Source organism: Mucilaginibacter sp. CSA2-8R (assembly GCF_038806765.1).
In the GTDB taxonomy this organism is placed as follows: domain Bacteria; phylum Bacteroidota; class Bacteroidia; order Sphingobacteriales; family Sphingobacteriaceae; genus Mucilaginibacter.
In genome coordinates this window covers 4,986,618-5,003,434 of the sequence record NZ_CP152389.1, presented here as the reverse complement: position 1 = coordinate 5,003,434, position 16,817 = coordinate 4,986,618, and the positions used below count along the sequence as shown (strand labels likewise).

Here is a 16,817-nt window from a genome sequence, read left to right as displayed (position 1 = left end):
AAGCCGGAGTGAGAGACCGAGGCGAAAAGTTCTTTTAAGAAGTAACATGTAGCGTAGCGGGAGCGGTAGGGAACTACTAATCTTTGCTAAGAAAGAAAAAGAAAACCATTTAGAGTTTCTCAGAAGTTAGTTACGGTTAGGATACTGTATAAAGATACAATTAATAATCAGATTTCTATTTTGAGTAATAGGGTCTGGATCATAAACAAAACATTTTACAATGGAGAGTTTGATCCTGGCTCAGGATGAACGCTAGCGGCAGGCCTAATACATGCAAGTCGGACGGGATTAAGCTTTCGGGCTTATGAGAGTGGCGCACGGGTGCGTAACACGTATGTAACCTACCTTTATCAGGGGGATAGCCTCTCGAAAGAGAGATTAACACCGCATAACATCAAGTTATAGCATTATAGTTTGATCAAATATTTATAGGATAAAGATGGGCATGCGGGACATTAGCTAGTTGGCGGGGTAACGGCCCACCAAGGCGACGATGTCTAGGGGATCTGAGAGGATGACCCCCCACACTGGTACTGAGACACGGACCAGACTCCTACGGGAGGCAGCAGTAAGGAATATTGGTCAATGGGCGCAAGCCTGAACCAGCCATGCCGCGTGCAGGAAGACGGCCCTACGGGTTGTAAACTGCTTTTGTACCGGAATAAACCTTGATACGAGTATCGAGCTGAATGTACGGTAAGAATAAGGATCGGCTAACTCCGTGCCAGCAGCCGCGGTAATACGGAGGATCCAAGCGTTATCCGGATTTATTGGGTTTAAAGGGTGCGTAGGTGGCCTATTAAGTCAGGGGTGAAAGACGGTAGCTTAACTATCGCAGTGCCTTTGATACTGATGGGCTTGAATACAGTTGAAGTAGGCGGAATGTGACAAGTAGCGGTGAAATGCATAGATATGTCACAGAACACCGATTGCGAAGGCAGCTTACTAAAGTGTGATTGACACTGAGGCACGAAAGCGTGGGGATCAAACAGGATTAGATACCCTGGTAGTCCACGCCCTAAACGATGAATACTCGATGTTGGCGATATACGGTCAGCGTCTAAGCGAAAGCGTTAAGTATTCCACCTGGGGAGTACGCCCGCAAGGGTGAAACTCAAAGGAATTGACGGGGGCCCGCACAAGCGGAGGAGCATGTGGTTTAATTCGATGATACGCGAGGAACCTTACCCGGGCTTGAAAGTTAGTGAATGATTCAGAGACGAATCAGTCCTTCGGGACACGAAACTAGGTGCTGCATGGCTGTCGTCAGCTCGTGCCGTGAGGTGTTGGGTTAAGTCCCGCAACGAGCGCAACCCCTATGTTTAGTTGCCAGCATTTAAGGTGGGGACTCTAAACAGACTGCCTACGCAAGTAGAGAGGAAGGAGGGGACGACGTCAAGTCATCATGGCCCTTACGTCCGGGGCTACACACGTGCTACAATGGGCAGTACAGAGGGCAGCTACCTGGCAACAGGATGCCAATCTCAAAAAGCTGTTCACAGTTCGGATCGGGGTCTGCAACTCGACCCCGTGAAGTTGGATTCGCTAGTAATCGCGTATCAGCAATGACGCGGTGAATACGTTCCCGGGCCTTGTACACACCGCCCGTCAAGCCATGGAAGCTGGGGGTACCTGAAGTATGTAACCGCAAGGAGCGTCCTAGGGTAAAACCGGTAACTGGGGCTAAGTCGTAACAAGGTAGCCGTACCGGAAGGTGCGGCTGGAATACCTCCTTTCTGGAGCAGTATCCATAAAGGCCAGTAACGTTAAAGGCTGAAAGAGATCTAAAAGGAAGCAATCTGGAAGTAAAGGATTCTGCTACGCACATGTCATTCTTAAAGTAAAAGAAGAAAAAGAGGAAGAAAAACCCAGAAGAAGAAGCCATATCAGAAAGCTTTATCTAATCAACACAGAGGAGAAAGCGGGATGGCTGTTATTAATAACACCAAGTCTCGTAGCTCAGTTTGGTTAGAGCACTACACTGATAATGTAGGGGTCAGCAGTTCAAATCTGCTCGGGACTACTACAGGGGTTGACATCTTTTTGGGGAATTAGCTCAGCTGGCTAGAGCACCTGCCTTGCACGCAGGGGGTCAACGGTTCGAATCCGTTATTCTCCACGCTGTTTTCTACAGGGATCATTGAATATGAGATTCCGCTACAGATGAAAACAAAAGTTCTTTGACATATTGGAAGAAGTAATTGTAAACGAGAAAACAACAGTGAAGGACGTTGTAAGTATGGAGTAGCAAGTATAAAGTAGCAGTAGCAGGATGCAAGTTTTGATACCTGATACTAATTACCTGATACCCGATACAAATAACGAACGAACATAAAGACATATCATACCGAGCAAAAGCGGTATAGATAGAAGAAAGTAAGAAAGGGCACACGGGGGATGCCTTGGCTCTGGGAGGCGATGAAGGACGTGATAAGCTGCGATAAGCTGCGGGGATTAGCAAATATGAATTGATCCGCAGATTTCCGAATGGGGAAACCTAATCCATTGAAGATGGATTGCATAAATGCGCAAACCTGCTGAACTGAAACATCTAAGTAAGCAGAGGAAGAGAAAACAATAGTGATTTCCTGAGTAGTGGCGAGCGAAAGGGAAACAGCCCAAACCCAATTTGTTACGGCAAGTTGGGGGTTGTAGGACTACGATGTGGTATATTTAACAGAAGCGGAAGGGTATGGGAAGGCCCGCCATAGAGCATGAGAGCTGCGTACGCGTAATAATAAATAACCTAGTAGTATCCTGAGTACTGCGGGGTCGGAGACGCCCTGTAGGAATCTGCCGGCACCATCCGGTAAGGCTAAATACTACCCAGAGACCGATAGTGAACCAGTACCGTGAGGGAAAGGTGAAAAGAACCCCGAACAGGGGAGTGAAATAGAACCTGAAACCGTGTGCTTACAAGCGGTCGGAGCAGACTTGTTCTGTGACGGCGTGCCTTTTGCATAATGAGCCTACGAGTTACTCTTCTCTGGCAAGGTTAAGTGTTTAAGACACGAAGCCGAAGCGAAAGCGAGTCTGAATAGGGCGTGCAGTCAGAGGAGGTAGACGCGAAACCTTGTGATCTACCCATGGACAGGTTGAAGGTGCCGTAACAGGTACTGGAGGACCGAACCGATAAACGTTGAAAAGTTTCCGGATGATTTGTGGGTAGGGGTGAAAGGCTAATCAAACTGGGAAATAGCTCGTACTCCCCGAAATGTTTTTAGGAACAGCGTGGCGGTAAAGTTACACAGAGGTAGAGCTACTGATTGGGTGCGGGGGAGTCAAATCCTACCAAATCCAGACAAACTCCGAATGCTGAGTAATATACGCTGCAGTGAGGCTCTGGGTGCTAAGGTCCAGGGCCGAGAGGGAAAGAACCCAGACCATCAGCTAAGGTCCCCAAATTACTATTAAGTTGAACTAACGAGGTCCGACTGCACAGACAGCTAGGATGTTGGCTTGGAAGCAGCCATTCATTTAAAGAGTGCGTAACAGCTCACTAGTCGAGCGGTCGGGCATGGATAATAAACGGGCATTAAATAGTATACCGAAGCTATGGATTGTATATTTATATACACTGGTAGGGGAGCATTCTACCGTCAGTGAAGCATGACGCGACAAGCGCATGTGGAGATTGTAGAAAAGCAAATGTAGGCATAAGTAACGATAAGGCGGGAGAGAAACCCGCCCACCGAAAGACTAAGGTTTCCTGATCAACGCTAATCGGATCAGGGTTAGTCGGGGCCTAAGGATAATCCGAGTGGAGATTCCGATGGACAACGGGTTAATATTCCCGTACTTTTGATAACTGCGATGCAGTGACGGAGTAGTGACACATCCGCGTTCTGACGGAATAGAACGTTAAAGGCCGTAGGTATAGGTTTGGTAGTAAAGTACGCCAGATTTGCTGAAAGCTGATAGTACACAAAGCCTTCGGGTGGCGTGATAGTGATGGTAATCAGACTTCCAAGAAAACCTGCTAAGCTTCAGGTTATCAAAACCCGTACCGTAAACCGACACAGGTAGTCGAGGAGAGAATCCTAAGGTGCTCGAGTGATTCATGGCTAAGGAACTCGGCAAAATGGCCCTGTAACTTCGGGAGAAGGGGCGCTGTCAGCAATGGCAGCCGCAGTGAAAAGGCCCAGGCGACTGTTTAACAAAAACACATGGCTTTGCAAAATCGAAAGATGACGTATAAGGCCTGACACCTGCCCGGTGCCGGAAGGTTAAGAGGGGATGTTAGTCGCAAGGCGAAGCATTGAATCGAAGCCCCGGTAAACGGCGGCCGTAACTATAACGGTCCTAAGGTAGCGAAATTCCTTGTCGGGTAAGTTCCGACCTGCACGAATGGTGTAACGATCTGGGCGCTGTCTCAGCCATGAGCTCGGTGAAATTGTGGTATCGGTGAAGACGCCGGTTACCCGCAACGGGACGGAAAGACCCCATGCACCTTCACTACAACTTAACATTGATATCGGATACAGGATGTGTAGGATAGGCGGGAGGCAGCGAAGTGGGTTCGCCAGGACTCATGGAGCCAACCTTGAAATACCGCCCTTTCTGTATTTGGTGTCTAACTCTGCACAGCGGAGGACATTGTTTGGCGGGTAGTTTGACTGGGGTGGTCGCCTCCAAAAAGGTAACGGAGGCTTTCAAAGGTAAGCTCAGTACGCTTGGTAACCGTACGTGGAGTGCAATAGCATAAGCTTGCTTGACTGTGAGGCAGACAAGCCGAGCAGGGTCGAAAGACGGATATAGTGATCCGGTGGTTCTGCATGGAAGGGCCATCGCTCAAAGGATAAAAGGTACGCTGGGGATAACAGGCTGATCTCCCCCAAGAGCTCATATCGACGGGGAGGTTTGGCACCTCGATGTCGGCTCGTCACATCCTGGGGCTGGAGAAGGTCCCAAGGGTTCGGCTGTTCGCCGATTAAAGTGGCACGCGAGCTGGGTTCAGAACGTCGCGAGACAGTTCGGTCCCTATCTGTTGTGGGCGTTGGAAGTTTGAGTGGGGCTGACCTTAGTACGAGAGGACCGGGTTGGACAAGCCTCTAGTGAATCTGTTATGGCGCCAGCTGTACTGCAGAGTAGCTACGCTTGGAATAGATAAGCGCTGAAAGCATCTAAGTGCGAAACTAGCCACAAGATGAGACTTCCATTGAGGGTCGTGGTAGACTACCACGTTGATAGGTTACAGGTGTAAAGGTGGTGACATCATAGCCGAGTAATACTAATTGCCCGAAGCTTTCTTCGACAACAGATAACGGTGGTTTAACCCTTTCCGGTTAAACCACCAACCATCAAAACAACAATCACCGTTGTTTTCCCGCAAACAATCACTTCTTTCAATACAATGTCATTGTTGACCTTGGTTCCGTAGTTGAATGGTTAGATAGTTGAAAAACTCCATAACCCAACCACCCAAAGCAACATTAAAATATTCAGGTGCCTATATCGGCGGTGTCCACCTCTTCCCATTCCGAACAGAGAAGTTAAGCCCGCCTGAGCCGATGGTACTGCGGTAACACGTGGGAGAGTAGGTCGGCGCCCAATCCTTTTCGCTTATCAGCCCCTTGTCTTTGGTAGACAAGGGGCTTTTGCGTTTTATACGCCCGGGAGGAAAGGGAGGCGGGATGGGTACTACAACATCAGGAATAAGTACGGTAAACATTAGATATCAGCGTTTCAATACGCGCCAGTCAGATATAGAAGTTTCAATGGTCTCGACATGAAATTCACGCAATAAGCTTCTGTTCTCAATAGCACGTAACCGGATGTAATTTTGTCTGCTTCCTTATATGGCAGCATATTTGCTTATCGTTAATAACAAACCATTTAAGCAAATTGAGTAGCGTCTATTGATGTCAACTTTTAGCATACTTAGTGTAAAAGTTGTTATTTATAGTTAGCTTTACTCCCAAATACAATTATGAGATTTTTTGAAGAGAAGCGCCGGGAGGTTATGAAGCATATTGAAGTTTATATGCTTGAGAAGATGAATGACTTCCTTAAACCCATAGATCAGATCTGGCAACCATCAGATTTGCTCCCCGATTCTACGCGTGACACTTTTTTTTCAGAAATACGTGATCTTCAGGAAAGCGCCAAGGGTTTATCTTATGATTTAATGGCGGTTTTGATAGGTGATACAATTACCGAAGAGGCGTTGCCAACTTATGAATCATGGTTAAGCATGGTTGACGGTGTTGATAAGGAACAGCATAGTGGTTGGATGACCTGGACGCGTCATTGGACGGCTGAAGAGAACAGACACGGCGATTTGTTAAACAAATATTTGTACTTGTCTGGAAGGGTAAATATGCGTGCTATGGAGGTTTCTACCCAATACTTAATTGCTGATGGATTTGACATCGGTACAGGCACTGATCCTTACCGCAACTTTATTTATACTTCTTTCCAGGAAATGGCAACTAATGTGTCGCACAGACGTGTTGCGTCTCTTGCTAAAAAAGATGGTGACACATTGTTATCCAAAATGTGTGGTGTGATAGCTTCTGACGAAGCTCGCCACGCTAAAGCTTATAAACATTTTATTGGAAAGATTTTTGAGGTTGATGCTAATGAGTGCATGATCGCTTTTGAAGATATGATGCGCAAAAAGATTGTGATGCCTGCTCATTTTTTAAGAGAAGTTGGCTTAAAAATTGGTCAAACATTTGGTCACTTTACAGACGCTGCACAACGTTTAGAAGTTTACACTGCAGTTGATTATGTAGATATTTTGAAAACCCTGATAGAAGAATGGCAGATTGAAGGATTATCTGATTTAAATGAAGCTGGTGAAAAAGCCCGCGACTATGTTGTTGGTTTGCCCAATCGTTTAATGCGTATTGCAGAAAGAATGAAGAATCCGATGTTAGAATATAAATTCAGCTGGATTCACGGATAAGAACATCGTTTTTAAAATAATAAACAGAACAGGCGCTCAACAGGGCGCCTGTTCTGTTTTATGATTCTTCTCCAATATAACTTATACCTTCTCTCCCCGGGTATTTCATCAAAAGATTATTGATGATGTCTTCCAGTGTAAGCACGTTCACATCATCGGTATAATGTTCAGATTTTATGATGTGTATTTCATCGTCTGCAACCAATTGGATATCGAACAAAAAACTATCATATAAGCTCGGGCAGGTTATCTGGACGCCTTGCTCATTACTAACAACTTCTATCTGGATATCCTCTTGCCTGCGCTCCTGGAACAATCTGTTCAAGTCTCGCTGTAAAAACTCAGTCAGGTCATCAATATTCACCTGGCCTTTGGTATGTACAATTTTCATAATATCGTGTTCAATTAGTCTATATTTTACAAGTAGTGCCGTATTATGTTTTGCGTCGGTCACCCTGTAGTTATCCTTTTAATTATCAAATTATCGTTTCACCGATACCCGCTTTTTCTAACTTTGTTAAATACTCCTGCTAACGGGAGTCATCATCTATGAAATACAAATTATTGGGTCGTTCGGGCCTTAAGGTTTCAGAGTTATGTTTGGGCACCATGGGTTTTGGCACTGAGGGGGGATGGGGAGCCGACCGCGCTACCAGCTTTGATATTTTAGATGCCTATGCCGATGCCGGCGGAAATTTTTTGGACACGGCTAATGTTTACAAGTTAGGCACCAGCGAAAAAATAATAGGCGATTACCTGGCCATGCACGACCGTGATTACTTTGCAGTAGCTACCAAATATACCCTTAAGGATAATACCACTAACCCCAACGCATCGGGCAATAATCGCAAGAATATGATGCGCAGCGTAGAGGAAAGCCTGAAGCGTTTAAAAACTGATTTCATAGATGTGTTATACCTGCACATATGGGACGATATAACGCCCATTGACGAAGTTTTACGCGGCCTGGATGATTTGGTACGTCAGGGCAAGATTAACTACGCTGCCATCAGCGATACGCCCGCCTGGATGGTGGCCAAAGGTAACACCCTGGCCGAGCTGATGGGCTGGAGCCAGTTTATTGCCTTACAGGTAGAGTATAGCCTGATACAGCGCACGCCAGAGCGCGAACTTATACCAATGGCCCGGCATTACGGGATGACGGTTACTCCATGGGCGCCATTGGCCGGAGGTGCCCTGACCGGTAAATATTTGCGTGGCGAAAACGGACGCGTAAAGCCGGAAAGTAACCGCAGGGATGCCAATGCAGAGCGCATTACCCGTGAGGTAATGACGATAGCTGAAGAACTGCAAGCCGACCCGTCTCATGTGGCTTTAGCCTGGATGATGCAGCAAAATTTTTCGTGCATCCCCATTGTTGGCGCTACCAAGGTTGACCAGTTAAAGCAAAACCTAAAGACCATAGATGTAACGCTGAATGAAGAGCAGAAAAAACGCTTGGACGAGATCAGCAGGATACCATTAGGGTTTCCGGGTGATTTCTTTAAAGAAGATGCCGTTAAAAATAACTCGTTCGGTGGGTTTTATGATAAAGTAGAAAAGCGCTATTAGGCAAGTATTGCTTTTATAAGCATAGTGTAATTTCAAAATAAGATACGGTGCGCAACGCGTTAAAAAGCCGTATCTTTGAATTTCAATGCAAGTAACAGAAGCTACAGTAAAACAAGGGGTTAAAGGGTATAATAATTACGGTGCCTGGCTGCGTAACAAATACCAGGGGCAGCGGGTATTTAAAGTTATTGTTGATGGTGGTTTTACCTGCCCTAACCGCGATGGTTCTAAAGGCTACGGCGGTTGTACTTATTGTAACGTAGATTCTTTTACGCCGTCAGTTTCGCGTAAGGCACCTACCCTGCGCGAGCAGGTAATACAGGGCATGGAGCGTGCCCGTAAAGGCAACAAAGCTGATAAGTTTATCATCTACTTTCAACCTAATACCAATACTTACGCGCCTGCTCATTACCTCAAAATGTTATATGATGAGGCATTGAGCATTGAGCCCGAAAACATTGTAGGCCTATCGGTGGGTACCCGTCCAGATTGTATTGATGCCGAAAAGATAGCCCTGCTCGAAAGTTATACTGACCGCTTTGATGTTGACCTGGAAATGGGTATGGAATCGATTTATAACGACACCCTGAACCAGATTAACCGCGGCTGTACGCACGATGATTTAATAAAAGCCCTCAAATTAGTCGAAAACAGCAAACTGGACATTTGCGTACATACCATATTCGGCTTCCCTTGGGAAACACGCGAAATGATGCTGCGTTATGCTGATGAAATTAACCGCTTTCCGCAAATCAAATTTGTAAAGTTTCATCACCTGCATATTGTAGAAGGTTCAGTGATGGGGGTAAAATATAAGCGTGAGCCGTTTAAGCTTTTTACGCTGGATGAATACGCCGACTTTTTATGTGACCTGTTACCACTGGTACGGCCAGATGTTGTGGTACAGCGCTTGTTTGGCCTGTCAGACCGCGAACTGCTGATTGCCCCCAACTGGCAACTGAAAAAATCGGAAATACAGTATTTTATTGATCAGCGTATTGAAAGCCGTGGCATCGTTCAAGGCTCTGCTTTAGTATAGTATTACTTATTACTTGCCGAATAAATCTACGATAGCCTTATTGCGGTATCTAAAAATCTGTTCAATTTTATTTTTAACAAGTATTTTGTTGGCTAAAGGTCCTGCTGGTCCGTATCCGATGGCATAGTTTAAAATGTCAGTCATCAGCACACCGCCGGGCACTTCTTTAAAATGATGCTGATGATGCCACAAGGCATAAGGGCCAAAACGCTGTTCGTCTACAAAATACTTTTTGTCCTCCACGTGGGTAATTTCAGTCATCCAGTTAAGTTTGATACCAAATAGCGGAGTCACTTTGTAAGTGATAATCATGCCTGCATACATTTTGGTATCGGCACTGTAAGGTGATGTAACTACAAACCGCATTTCGGACGGCGTAATTTTTTGCAAGTTTAGCGGCGACGAAAAAAAGTCCCAGGCCTCATCTAAACTGATAGGCATAAATTGTTCCCAGCGGCGTTCGTAAGTTTTCACAACCCATTAACACACTGCAAACAATTCTGTTTTAATATTAAGCAGTATAGTACTTTATTGTACCATTTTATTGGCGCAATAAGAACTGGCAAAAGCTTCGGGCTTAGCCTTAAATACAAAGCCCATACTTAAAATATAGCCCATAGCCTCGTGCAGGGCCTGGTTCGATTTAAACATGGGGTTCGTGTTAATATCGGCATGTACTTCAAGGTCTACATCATACAAATCCAGCAGGTCGCAGAGCTCGTAAGCAATATCAATTGATTTTTGTACTTCATTCAGCATCCGCTCTTTAATGCTCATCTTTTTGCTGGTGCGCTCCTGATGTATGTACATAAAGCCGCCGCGTTGTTCGCGCAAAAAAACAATTACCGTGGCAAAATCGGTTATCGCACCTTTTACCTGCGAGTCGGTACCAATGCAAACTTTCAGTTTGTTGCCCAAACTGGTTTCGCGCTCAATGGTATTTTCAACTTCGTTTAAAATGGGGGTCTGCAGCACTTCGCCGCTAAATTTTCTCCAGGTCATAATAATAAATGTTGGGTTAGTTAAATATGACCTTTTTAGGGTCTATAAAAATAAGTGATACTTATTCATATAAACGTTAATTAAGCATGATTTATTTGTTAACATTGGGTTGGTTATCAACAAATTATATGAATACTAAGGGTGTGATTTTAAAAGTGGTATTCGTGTCTTTATTGTCAAGATAATCATTGTTATTCCGCTTATAGTTAATTGATGCACGAGGGGTAATCTGCGCGATCTTTAAAAAGATACGTAAGGCAATCTATAATACAGCTTAATTGTAGTAATGCTAACAAATTGTAAAACATGGACAGCAAAATATACGGCGTTATTGGTTTAGGTAAAATGGGAGCCAATCTGGCTTTACAAGCAGCTGAAAAAGGCTACACCATTATTGGATACGATAAGCACCTACCCACAGATATTGAACAGGAAAATTTAGTGCTATCGCATAATTTGCAAAGTTTGGTAGATCAGCTACCCATGCCGCGCCGCATCTTTATCTATATCCCAGCCGGGCCAGCCATTGATGGGGTAATTGAGAGCTTAGTGCCATTGCTATCGCCTGAAGATATTATCATTGATGGTGGCAACTCTTATTGGGGCGACTCTATCCGCAGAGCAGAAAAACTGGCCGAGCAAAATTTATATTTTATTGACTGCGGTACCAGTGGCGGCATCAGCGGTGCCCGCAATGGGGCTTGCTTTATGGTTGGGGGCGACGCCAAGGCCGTAGGGCAGATAGAAGGTTTACTCAAAGATATCTCAGTACCTAATGGTTATTCGCACACTGGTGGACCAGGCTCGGGGCATTTTGTAAAACTGGTGCACAACGGTATTGAGTTTGGCATGCTGCAGGCCATAGGCGAGGGTATGGCCCTGCTCGACCACTATCGCGAAAAGCTGGATATTAGCGATATTTTACACACCTGGAATCATGGTTCAGTGATACGTTCGTGGCTCATTGAGTTAATGAAACAGTTATATGATGAAAAGCAGGGCTTCAATGTACCGTCGTATGTGGAGGATACCGGCGAGGTAAACTGGCTGGTGAGTGATGCTATGCAGATGGAGGTATCCATTCCGGTAATTGCCCAATCGGTCATGCAGTTAATTGCTTCAAGAGATAGCAAACAAGTATCACCCAAGTCTATTGCCATGATGCGGAATGGTTTTGGCGGCCACCCCTTTGGTACAGATGCGGTAATCGAACACGAGCGGCACTTTGGGCGGGTAGGCGGCTATCCTCCGGACAATACCAAATAGCTATGCAGCCATAAACTGGCTCTTTGCTGAATTGCTCACCAAAAAAATATAATGTATGCAAATTAAACTGCTTGCTTTTGCTTTATGCTGTTTACTGTGGAGCTTAAGCAGTTGTTTCCTGTCTCGTAATGAACATAGCAATAGGGCAAGTCGTGGTAAGCATTTTCCGCATGAGCGAAAGGACTGACCTTAAAAAAGGATATTCTTTTGTAATTTTAGCAGAATAATACCTTTACTTGATGATGAAAATCAGGCTTACCTTATTGCTTTGTTTTACAGCGAACCTGTTGTTTGCACAAGATTCTGTTTTTGCCCGCCGTATGGTGGATACCTTAACCTCCCGGTATTTTTGGGGCAGGGGCTATACTAACGACGGCATGAGTAAAGCCGCCCGTTTTATTACCGGGCAGTTTAAAAGCTTTGGTTTACAACCTATGGCCGGTAATAATTATGTTCAGGCGTTTAATTTTCCGGTTAATACTTTTCCGGGCAAAATGCAGGTAAGCATCAACGGTAAAACACTCATGCCTGGGCGTGATTTTATTGTAGGGCCTGAAAGCCGGGGAGTAAAAGCTGCGGGCAACCTTGTACAGCAAGATAGCGTTACTTATGTAAATGCCGAAAGCCGGATTATCGTAGTCGTAAAAGATAAACTAACCTGGTCGGTAGCGCAGGAGGCGGCCGATTATACCCTGATACAGGTTGACAAGAAAGCCTTAAACCAGCCACCTGCCAGCATCAGTCTGGATATTGAAAATAAACTCAACCCTGATTTTAAAACCGGTAATATTTGTGCCTGGGTCAAAGGCACGGCTAAGTCTGATTCGGTGATTGTAATTACCGGGCACTATGACCATTTGGGCGGCATGGGCAGAGATACTTATTTTCCGGGCGCTAATGACAATGCCAGCGGTATGGCCATGGTGCTGAGCCTGGCTAAATATTATGCGGCTCATCCGCAACCATACACGGTTGCCTTCATTTGTTTTGCCGGTGAGGAGGCGGGTATATTAGGCTCAAAATATTTTACCGAGCATCCGCTTATCCCGCTAAGTAGTATCAAACTCTTAATTAATATGGACATTATGGGAACCGGTAATGAAGGCATTACCGTGGTTAATGCTACCGTATATCCTAAATACTTTGATTTACTTAAAAAAGTAAACGCTCAAGGGAATTACCTGGTTAAAATTAATCCGAGGGGTAAGGCAGCTAACAGTGATCATTACTGGTTTACCGAAAAAGGAGTACCTGCTATTTTTATGTACACCATGGGCGGCATCAAAGCCTATCATGATGTATTCGACATCAGCAAAACCTTACCGCTAACCGAATTTAACGATTTGTTTAAACTACTGGTTCAATTTAATGCAGAACTGCAAAAAAACTGAAACCATTAAACCTAAACAACATTAAGCACAATACAGGTGCTGTACTGTATATTTGGTCATGAAGTACGTCTACCTGCTTATTGCTATCCTGTCCGAAGTGGCCGCAACTACTGCATTAAAAGCGTCCGACCAGTTTTCCCGGCTTTGGCCATCGGTAGTTGTAATATTGGGCTACGCGTCGGCATTTTATTTTATGAGCATGACGTTAAAGAGCATTCCCGTAGGTGTTACTTATGCCATTTGGTCGGGCGTTGGCATCATTCTCATTTCAATAACCGGTTATTTCTTTTATCAGCAAAAGCTGGACACACCGGCCATCATTGGTATGGGGTTTATTATTGCGGGTGTTTTAATTATCAATCTGTTTTCTAAAACAGCCGGTGCCTGAATTTTAAAACGGAACAATAATTTTAAAACTGATATTACGTCCAATATTATAAATGCCACTACGCCCGTTGGGCGACGACTGGTAATACTCAAAATATTTTAAACGGTTAAGGTTAGATTGATAAGCTTTGTTCAGGATATTATCTGCCTGTACAAAAATATCAAGTAGCGTTTTTCCTGCTTTATTCCTGATGCCCGAACCAAAGCCTGCGTTCCATAAAGTGTAGCCGGGAGTAGCTGTCTCTGTATTATCCAGTGCATAAAATTCGTTTTGGGCAGCATAGGCATCAGCCTCAAGTTTAAAGTAGGGCTTTAGTATAGTTTTTGCACTACTTTGAATATTGATACGCAACTCCGAGCGTAAATGCAATGGTGGGATAAATGGCAGATACTTAGCCGCGTCACCCTCCTGCGCAATTAATGCCTTATTCTGGTTTAATCCTTTAACGTAGGCTAAGCTGTTATTCCAGCAAAGCCACGGCAGTTTTTCGGGGTGCAGATTTACGGTTACCTCCGCACCATACAGCCGGGCTTCTGATTGTTGATACTGGTAAGTGTTATTGCCAGGCACAATAACCACCGGCTTCCCGTCGGCATCATTCAGCCGGGCCTGGTAAATGTAATTGTAGATTAAATTGTTAAAAAGCTCGGCACTGATGTCGGCGTCTTTTAAATATGTAATGATGCCAATATCCTGCTGTATATTAAACTCAGGTTTAAAGGTGCGATTACCCAAATAAACAATGTGTGCGCCCGGGTCCAGGCCGTTTGAGCCTATCTCGGTAATGTTAGGTGCCCGGTATCCACGGGCAATGTTGGCTTTAAGCAGCAACCGTTCGCTAACATTGTAAGTTAAACCCAAACTGCCCGAAATGCCGGTGTAATTTTTACTAAAAGCCGGAAACTGTAAATAAGTACCTACGGTATCCATCCCGGTCACATGGCGCTGAAATCCATTTCGTGGGTTATCAGCCACAAAAAAGTTATTCCAGTTGATATGCCGGTTATCATAACGTATCCCTCCCGAAATATCTACCGGGCCGAAAGTTTTTTTGGCGAATAAAAAGGTGCCTACATCAAACAGGTTATAATCCGGAATCGGAAAGTCAGTGGCATCTTTGCTTCGGTTGGTTTGGTACATGCCGTTTATACCTACCGAGGTTTCTATACCGGCCATGGCCGGCAGATTATATTTAACGTCGTAATTCAAGGTGTTTAAAATTACGTACAAGCCGGCCTGCTGTGGTTTGGTTGGATGGTTATACTCACGCCTGATGCTCTGCTGGCCCCCGAGCAAAACATTAATATTGCCATCCCCAACGTTAAAACGGCTGCTACTGTACAAACGGTAATGTTGTATATGCTGGTAAAGCGGGTTGAGGCGGTAAGTGCTTAGTTCTTTATCCGGCACTATTGGGCGGTTTTTAACATCATCACCCTCGTCCAGTACCTGCCTGGTAAAACGCCGGGTAAGCGAATCACGGCTGCCATCGGGTATTTCCTGCTTGTTATTAAATAGCGTAGCTGCCAGCTGTGTGTAACCCCACTTTTTGTCGATCCTTGCCATGGCTGATAGGTTAAGTTCGCGGTAGGCTGTACCATAAACCCTACCATCAACACTGTTGCTGTAATTTTGTGCCCATTTACCGCTGCTGCGTAGGGTATAGCGCCAGTCATTGCGTTTGTAAGCCAAGCCTAAGGAGTTGCCGATCAGCTGGTTGTTAGTATGGTAATCGGCCGTGTAATCGCCTTTAAGAGCGTTATTGTCAATTGCCGGCAGGTAGGGTATCAGGTTGATTACACCAGCCAGGGCATCCGAGCCGTACGATAAACTGGCCGGGCCTTTAACTACCTCAGCGCGGGTAATGCCGTACTGGTCAATCTCAATACCGTGCTCATCACCCCACTGCTGGCCTTCCTGGCGTATGCCATCGTACAAAGTGAGCACACGGTTGTAGCCCAGACCACGTATAAACGGTTTAGATACATTGGGGCCGGTGGTTACCGCGCTTACGCCGGGCACACCTTTAATTATGGCATCTATAATATTGTTATTCACATGCCGGTCCATATCCTTTTTACTCATTACGGCTACCGGCACCGGGTTTTTGCGTACCTCGGTAGCCCGGCTCACACCCGTCACTATCACATCATTCAGTTGCGATTCTGCTTTTTGGAGATCAAAATTAACTACCAACGTTTCGCCCGGCTTAATTGTAATTGTTTTTTGCTGTTTTTGGAAACCTACTGCCGACGCGCCTATCGTGTAAATTCCGGGTGCTATATGCTGAATAGTGTACTGTCCATTAGTGCCAGTATGTGTCCCTGCTTTATTACCTGATAGTATCATTGACACAAAATCAACGGGTTGTTGGTCATGTATCACTTGCCCACGCAAAGTGCCTTGCTGCGCAAAAGCTGCAATGGTGCAGGTAATTAAATATACAATCAGGTAAATGTGTTTCGCCATGTCTAAACTAATAATACAGTAAACCTAAATAATAAAATTAGGTTTGTCTAATTTTATTATTTGTTAGTTTAATTTTTATAAGTTTGATATTGCTAAATGCTGCTATCATGAACACTTTTTCGGAAGAGAATTATTTGAAGGCTATATTCAGGTTATCGCAAATGCCCTCGGTAAGTAAAATATCAACCAGTGCCATTGCCGAAGCTTTGGGTAATAACCCGGCATCGGTAGTTGACATGATTCGTAAGCTTACCGATAAGCAGCTGATTGAATATGATAAAAAGAAAGGTGTAAAGCTCACTGCACAAGGGCAAAAAGACGCTATTCAAATTATCAGGAAACACCGCTTATGGGAAGTATTTTTGCTGGAAAAGCTGGAGTACCGCTGGGACGAGATACACGACATTGCCGAAGAGCTGGAACACATTAGACAAATTGATTTGGCCGACCGCTTGGACAAGTTTTTAGGTTTCCCGGAGTATGACCCGCATGGCGACCCTATCCCTAAAGCTAACGGCAAAATGGCAAAATCTTTTTCGGCTTCGCTGGCTGATGGTAAAACGGGCAGTACTTACCGGGTAGCTGCTGTACGCGATACCAGCAGTGCATTTTTACAGTATCTGCACAAACTCAAAATCAGTATCGGTACTCAAATCAGGCTCATCGAGCAAATTGCTTTCGACCAGTCATTAATCATCAGTATTGATAATGGTGAGCCTACCACGGTATCGTCAAAATTTGTAGAGAATATCCTGATCAGTTAAACTGCCTTTTTTATAT

The 16,817-nt window shown here is 44.9% G+C and carries 11 protein-coding genes, 2 tRNA genes and 3 rRNA genes; 12 read left to right on the top strand and 4 right to left on the bottom strand.

What is annotated here, in order from left to right; translation table 11 throughout:
• Positions 1–217 precede the first annotated feature (217 nt).
• From AAGR14_RS21285 to AAGR14_RS21260, 6 genes are all read left to right on the top strand, one after another.
• A 16S ribosomal RNA gene (locus AAGR14_RS21285) occupies positions 218–1,736 on the top strand.
• A 212-nt stretch (positions 1,737–1,948) separates the two neighbouring features.
• Positions 1,949–2,023: transfer RNA gene (locus tag AAGR14_RS21280), tRNA-Ile, on the top strand.
• A gap of 22 nt (positions 2,024–2,045) precedes the next feature.
• Positions 2,046–2,119: transfer RNA gene (locus AAGR14_RS21275), tRNA-Ala, on the top strand.
• Positions 2,120–2,369: 250 nt separating this feature from the next.
• Positions 2,370–5,254, top strand: a 23S ribosomal RNA gene (locus AAGR14_RS21270).
• Between the two features lie 187 nt (positions 5,255–5,441).
• A 5S ribosomal RNA gene (gene rrf, locus AAGR14_RS21265) occupies positions 5,442–5,553 on the top strand.
• The 16S, 23S and 5S rRNA genes sit together here with 2 tRNA genes alongside, the layout of an rRNA operon.
• Positions 5,554–5,929: 376 nt before the next feature.
• The gene (locus AAGR14_RS21260) at positions 5,930–6,910 is read left to right on the top strand and encodes an acyl-ACP desaturase (protein WP_342646258.1); all 981 of its coding nucleotides are present in this window, start codon (positions 5,930–5,932) and stop codon (positions 6,908–6,910) included.
• Positions 6,911–6,968: 58 nt separating this feature from the next.
• On the opposite strand, the gene AAGR14_RS21255 is transcribed toward AAGR14_RS21260, so the two are convergent.
• Positions 6,969–7,301 (bottom strand): hypothetical protein, encoded by a 333-nt coding sequence (locus AAGR14_RS21255; protein ID WP_342646257.1) that lies wholly within the window; start codon positions 7,299–7,301, stop codon positions 6,969–6,971.
• 158 nt (positions 7,302–7,459) lie between these two features.
• Between AAGR14_RS21255 and AAGR14_RS21250 the strand changes: the two genes are divergently transcribed.
• Complete coding sequence (locus AAGR14_RS21250; RefSeq protein ID WP_342646256.1) at positions 7,460–8,482, top strand: aldo/keto reductase; 1,023 nt, start codon at positions 7,460–7,462, stop codon at positions 8,480–8,482.
• An 85-nt stretch (positions 8,483–8,567) separates the two neighbouring features.
• The gene (locus AAGR14_RS21245; RefSeq protein ID WP_342646255.1) at positions 8,568–9,521 is read left to right on the top strand and encodes a TIGR01212 family radical SAM protein; all 954 of its coding nucleotides are present in this window, start codon (positions 8,568–8,570) and stop codon (positions 9,519–9,521) included.
• A 9-nt stretch (positions 9,522–9,530) separates the two neighbouring features.
• Here AAGR14_RS21245 and AAGR14_RS21240 read toward each other — a convergent pair whose 3' ends face one another.
• On the bottom strand, positions 9,531–9,995 hold the full coding sequence (locus AAGR14_RS21240) for an SRPBCC family protein (protein ID WP_342646254.1): 465 nt from the start codon (positions 9,993–9,995) through the stop codon (positions 9,531–9,533).
• Positions 9,996–10,049: 54 nt separating this feature from the next.
• Positions 10,050–10,523: a ribonuclease H-like YkuK family protein gene (locus AAGR14_RS21235; protein WP_342646253.1), complete on the bottom strand. Its 474-nt coding sequence runs from the start codon at positions 10,521–10,523 to the stop codon at positions 10,050–10,052.
• 306 nt (positions 10,524–10,829) lie between these two features.
• Here AAGR14_RS21235 and AAGR14_RS21230 point away from each other — a divergent pair, with 306 nt between their 5' ends.
• The 3 genes from AAGR14_RS21230 (at position 10,830) to AAGR14_RS21220 (ending at position 13,568) form a co-directional block, all read left to right on the top strand.
• Positions 10,830–11,789 (top strand): NADP-dependent phosphogluconate dehydrogenase, encoded by a 960-nt coding sequence (locus AAGR14_RS21230; RefSeq protein ID WP_342646252.1) that lies wholly within the window; start codon positions 10,830–10,832, stop codon positions 11,787–11,789.
• A 239-nt stretch (positions 11,790–12,028) separates the two neighbouring features.
• A complete protein-coding gene (locus AAGR14_RS21225) occupies positions 12,029–13,180 on the top strand; it encodes a M28 family peptidase (RefSeq protein ID WP_342646251.1) in 1,152 nt (383 codons plus the stop codon).
• Positions 13,181–13,238: 58 nt separating this feature from the next.
• Positions 13,239–13,568, top strand: a complete 330-nt coding sequence (locus AAGR14_RS21220) for an SMR family transporter (RefSeq protein ID WP_342646250.1) — start codon at positions 13,239–13,241, stop codon at positions 13,566–13,568.
• A 3-nt stretch (positions 13,569–13,571) separates the two neighbouring features.
• Here the strand turns inward: AAGR14_RS21220 and AAGR14_RS21215 are convergent, their stop codons facing one another.
• A complete protein-coding gene (locus AAGR14_RS21215; RefSeq protein ID WP_342646249.1) occupies positions 13,572–16,037 on the bottom strand; it encodes a TonB-dependent receptor in 2,466 nt (821 codons plus the stop codon).
• 107 nt (positions 16,038–16,144) lie between these two features.
• On the opposite strand from AAGR14_RS21215, the gene AAGR14_RS21210 reads away from it, so the two are divergent.
• The gene (locus AAGR14_RS21210) at positions 16,145–16,801 is read left to right on the top strand and encodes a metal-dependent transcriptional regulator (RefSeq protein WP_342646248.1); all 657 of its coding nucleotides are present in this window, start codon (positions 16,145–16,147) and stop codon (positions 16,799–16,801) included.
• Positions 16,802–16,817: the final 16 nt, after the last annotated feature.

What these genes read in the sequence shown, in the direction of transcription:
- AAGR14_RS21260 (WP_342646258.1), top strand. Translation starts at nt 5,930, where the DNA reads ATGAGATTTTTTGAAGAGAAGCGCCGGGAGGTTATGAAGCATATTGAA.
- AAGR14_RS21255 (WP_342646257.1), bottom strand. Translation starts at nt 7,301, where the DNA reads ATGAAAATTGTACATACCAAAGGCCAGGTGAATATTGATGACCTGACT.
- AAGR14_RS21250 (WP_342646256.1), top strand. Translation starts at nt 7,460, where the DNA reads ATGAAATACAAATTATTGGGTCGTTCGGGCCTTAAGGTTTCAGAGTTA.
- AAGR14_RS21245 (WP_342646255.1), top strand. Translation starts at nt 8,568, where the DNA reads ATGCAAGTAACAGAAGCTACAGTAAAACAAGGGGTTAAAGGGTATAAT.
- AAGR14_RS21235 (WP_342646253.1), bottom strand. Translation starts at nt 10,523, where the DNA reads ATGACCTGGAGAAAATTTAGCGGCGAAGTGCTGCAGACCCCCATTTTA.
- AAGR14_RS21230 (WP_342646252.1), top strand. Translation starts at nt 10,830, where the DNA reads ATGGACAGCAAAATATACGGCGTTATTGGTTTAGGTAAAATGGGAGCC.
- AAGR14_RS21225 (WP_342646251.1), top strand. Translation starts at nt 12,029, where the DNA reads ATGATGAAAATCAGGCTTACCTTATTGCTTTGTTTTACAGCGAACCTG.
- AAGR14_RS21220 (WP_342646250.1), top strand. Translation starts at nt 13,239, where the DNA reads ATGAAGTACGTCTACCTGCTTATTGCTATCCTGTCCGAAGTGGCCGCA.
- AAGR14_RS21215 (WP_342646249.1), bottom strand. Translation starts at nt 16,037, where the DNA reads ATGGCGAAACACATTTACCTGATTGTATATTTAATTACCTGCACCATT.
- AAGR14_RS21210 (WP_342646248.1), top strand. Translation starts at nt 16,145, where the DNA reads ATGAACACTTTTTCGGAAGAGAATTATTTGAAGGCTATATTCAGGTTA.